Here is a 3,490-nt window from a genome sequence, read left to right on the forward strand (position 1 = left end):
CGTCTCCGCGTGGATGCCGGCGACCTCACTCTCCGGCACGCCCCAGTGCGCGGCGACGTCACCCAGGTCCGGACCGTCGTAGCGCACCGGGATCTGCGATCGCCGGGGCGCCGTATCTACGACCGAGGTAGATGGCGAGTGCTCCGACGGCGATGATCACGACAGCCCATGTGAGATGTCGGATGAAGTACTGCGGACCCGAAGAACTGGCGCGGATCATCAAGACGAACACGATCAACGATGCAGCGATGACGCGTGATCGCAGTTTGTCCAAAGTCCCGAATCGGCTCAGCAGCACACCGAGTAGTACCAGGGAGAACACCGCGACGAAAGGAAGTAGCCGTGCCGGCCACCGAATCTGGCCGATGTCGCTGGGACCTGCGGTGAACAGCAGAATGAACGCCAGCAGAAGCAGCGGGGTTACCAAATCTCGCAGTGACCCTTGTGCTTTCCTCCAGCCGATGAATGCCAGTGCCGGTATCGCGAACCAAGCGATGTAGGTGATCGGTGCGTAGGTGGTCTCACCTGTCCAGGACTCGATGCTCGAGACCGACGAAGGAATGCTCGCCGTGAGTGTTTCCGACCACGGAGCGGTCAGGAAGTTGTCGTTGAATGTGCCTTCTTCGCCGGTGCGCCAGGTGACGGCCGAGGAGAGCAGACCGGGAAGAAAGGTGATCGCGCCGCAGGCGGCCGCCGAGATTCCGACAATCCCGAGCTTCACCGTCGTCCGCCATTGCGGACTGCGGATGTATTCGCCCACCATCACTGCCCCGACGGTCACTCCGGCCATCAACGCCGCATGGACGTATCCGACGCTGATCGCGAGATAGAGGAAGACGAACACGGGTACCGGCCCCGACCGGCCGCGGGCGTAGCGAATTCCGCTGGCCCATGCCTGCACTACCCACGCCATTCCGATCACCGACGTAACCCACGACGGGTACTCGAAGTACAGGGTGAACCCGGCAAAGGGCACTGCGCTTCCGGCGACGGCCGCCCAGTAGGGGCGCGCGCCGTATTCAAGGCAGACTCGATAGACGCCCCATCCGAGGATGATCGCGAATGCCAACTTCACCAGCGTGGCCAGCAATGCAAGATTGTCGACGGACGGTGCGATGTAGTTGATGAAGATCTGGACCGGGTTCCACAGCCCACCCTGGCCTTCGACCGGATAGTTTCCGGCCATCCACTGATCCAGGACCAGCGAAGGGAATTGGCCCTCTCGCATCAGATGACCCAGCTGAACCCAGTTGCCCACCGCACCGGATTCGGTGTCGTCGACATAGAAGTAGCGAGGGTCCACCGTGACGATCGCGAAGAATGCGAGGCACACGACTGCTGGGATCACAGCGCCCCAGCTCCAGCGTTCCCGACGGGTGGGAGCGGGTAGTTCGAGTGTCAAGGGATCTCCAGGTCGCACGGGTGGATGCACCAGAGACAGTAGCCGAGGCTGTGTTTTCGAGTTTCGGGGGTAATTCCACCTCGGATACCCTGCGAGTGACAGGTACAGCTTTTTCAGGATTCACGGTAGGAGTCATATGCCCGAGCAGGTAAAGGTGGGGGTGCCGGAGAACGGGCAGGTCAAGGCTCACCGTTTGGTGGTCCAGCGCGGCGTGTTCGTCGGGATGTCGCCGATAGTCAACGACGACCTGTACGTCGAGTTCCGGAAGGGCTCCGGTGAGCGGACCCGGCACCGAGTTGCTCTCGACAAGGGCGCGCGGATCAGCACCAACACCTACTTCGGGCGTTTCGCCGCCAGCTACTGGCAGCGGTGGACGACTGTTACCGAGGTCGAGGCATCGCTGCGAATCGAGAGCGAGGGCCGATTCCGCGTCCGGATGGTTGCTTCGGATATCGCCGGGCATCGCCGCATTCTCGAAACCCGCGACGGATCGGGGTCCTCGGAGGTCACGTTGACGTCACCGTTGGACAAGTTCGTCGACGGTGGCGGGCTGACGCCGTATTGCCTCGCCACTGCGTCCGGGTTGGCGCCGCGTATCGCGTGTTGCAACGCTTGGTCAGCGGGAATGAGAAGCGCTCCGGCGAGTTCATTTGCCTCTCCCTCCTGCTCTTTGCTGGTGCCAGCGCACCTGCTCTGATCGACCCACGCTGCGGAGATGGTGTGTTCGGCAACGAAATGTGCGACCTCGTGCGCCAGGTTGGATCGGATTCGGGCCGGCGTGTGCGCGGGGTTGTAAATCACGACATGACCCGTTCCGTTCTGAACGAGCGCGGCGGACCAAAGTTCCGGCGCATCGACGATGAATCTGCGTCTCGCTTCCGCGGGCAACGGTACGTCGTGCAGGGAAATGAACGGGACCCCGTACTCCTGTGCCCAAATGTGCGGGTCGAACGGATCGTGCCGACTCAATCCGAGTTCTGCTCTGACTTCGTCGGCGAGTTGTCGAAGAGCCTTCTTTGTCGTTGCCATTCGTCGCTCAAGATCCAGCTTTGCCCGCACGTACGTGCGCCAACGTCAAGCGGAAAATGTCCTCCAAATGCTTCTTGTCCTGTTCGTTCAAATCTGCACGTGCTCGGAGAAGTGCACTTACTTCTGTCTCGAGTTCCCGTTGGTCGCTGTCGTCTCCACGAACTGAATGTGCGGGTTCGGCGAGGAAGTCATCGGCGGACATATCCAGCCACCGCACAATCTTGGCGTAGGACTGCAGATCGGGTTGAAGACCGTTTCGGAGCCGAGACAGGAGGGCCGGGCTCACGCCAATCTGGCTTGCGGCCGTTCTCCATGAAATGTGTTCCGCCGTGATTCGCGAATCCAGAACACCTACGAGTTTCTCCAGTTCTACAGCCTGTGTCATTGCTTTTTTCCTCTCACTCGGCAATCCTAACGCCTCAGGAGACTGTTTCAGTACCGAAACGTAATGTGGTACGATATCGATACAGTGTTGTAATACTGCAACACTGTAGATCGTGAACAGGAGTTGAGATGGCGAAGAACACGGGGCGCGGACATCGCGTCGGCGCAGTCAAAAGCCGCAGCGAATTCAAGGTCGGGAAGACCTGGTTCAAACGCGACACATCCACCGGAAAGATTCTCAACGGAAGCTCGCAGCAGCACAAGGGCGTCCGGAACGAAAAATGAGTGGTCGGCCGATGCTTGCAGGCGTCTGCCGACCACCCGCATCTAACTGTCTCGATCCTGAAACGTCAGGTCGAGGCAGGACCGGCCCGAGGGCGCGGCGATGACTTTGGAGAGTCGGCGTGAGCGTACAGGAGTTTCCTGGGACAGGTAGTCCCTCCTCCTCTTTGGGCCACAACCTAAGAAGGGGGAGCCGTGGCTCTCATTACCGATTACTACGGGATCTCGGATCCCGTGCCTTTCCTTGACGTTGACATCTCGGTCGACAACAGGATGTTCGTCGACCCGTATGCAATTCGGCTTGCCGGCGGCACGGATCCAATTGCTGCACAGGCAAATCAATGTACTGAGAGTTTCTTTGCTGAAGTTACTCGATGCGTGCTCACTCCTGGC

The 3,490-nt window shown here is 60.1% G+C and carries 5 protein-coding genes and 2 pseudogenes; 3 read left to right on the forward strand and 4 right to left on the reverse strand.

The features are described from left to right. Window positions 1-96: pseudogene (locus tag ABT116_RS40905) on the reverse strand (carboxyltransferase domain-containing protein); the annotation flags it as partial. Continuing rightward, window positions 59-1,348 (reverse strand): hypothetical protein, encoded by a 1,290-nt coding sequence (locus tag ABT116_RS40910; protein WP_351645228.1) that lies wholly within the window; start codon window positions 1,346-1,348, stop codon window positions 59-61. The gene ABT116_RS40910 and the pseudogene ABT116_RS40905, both read right to left, overlap by 38 nt. Before the next feature lie 277 nt (window positions 1,349-1,625). Here ABT116_RS40910 and ABT116_RS40915 point away from each other — a divergent pair, with 277 nt between their 5' ends. Then, window positions 1,626-2,099: a hypothetical protein gene (locus tag ABT116_RS40915; RefSeq protein ID WP_351645244.1), complete on the forward strand. Its 474-nt coding sequence runs from the start codon at window positions 1,626-1,628 to the stop codon at window positions 2,097-2,099. Here the strand turns inward: ABT116_RS40915 and ABT116_RS40920 are convergent. Together ABT116_RS40920 and ABT116_RS40925 are read right to left on the reverse strand one after the other, a co-directional pair. Continuing rightward, window positions 2,012-2,431: pseudogene (locus tag ABT116_RS40920) on the reverse strand (ImmA/IrrE family metallo-endopeptidase); the annotation flags it as partial. The gene ABT116_RS40915 and the pseudogene ABT116_RS40920 overlap by 88 nt on opposite strands. A 7-nt stretch (window positions 2,432-2,438) precedes the next feature. Continuing rightward, on the reverse strand, window positions 2,439-2,816 hold the full coding sequence (locus ABT116_RS40925) for a transcriptional regulator (RefSeq protein WP_138874149.1): 378 nt from the start codon (window positions 2,814-2,816) through the stop codon (window positions 2,439-2,441). 128 nt (window positions 2,817-2,944) lie between these two features. On the opposite strand from ABT116_RS40925, the gene ABT116_RS40930 reads away from it, so the two are divergent. Both ABT116_RS40930 and ABT116_RS40935 read left to right on the forward strand, forming a co-directional pair. Next, window positions 2,945-3,100: a hypothetical protein gene (locus ABT116_RS40930; RefSeq protein ID WP_185993519.1), complete on the forward strand. Its 156-nt coding sequence runs from the start codon at window positions 2,945-2,947 to the stop codon at window positions 3,098-3,100. Between the two features lie 192 nt (window positions 3,101-3,292). Next, window positions 3,293-3,490 (forward strand): hypothetical protein (locus tag ABT116_RS40935; protein ID WP_351645240.1); only part of this gene is annotated, 198 nt, incomplete at its 3' end.

Source organism: Streptomyces sp. NPDC002130 (assembly GCF_040296465.1).
Lineage (GTDB): Bacteria > Actinomycetota > Actinomycetes > Streptomycetales > Streptomycetaceae > Streptomyces.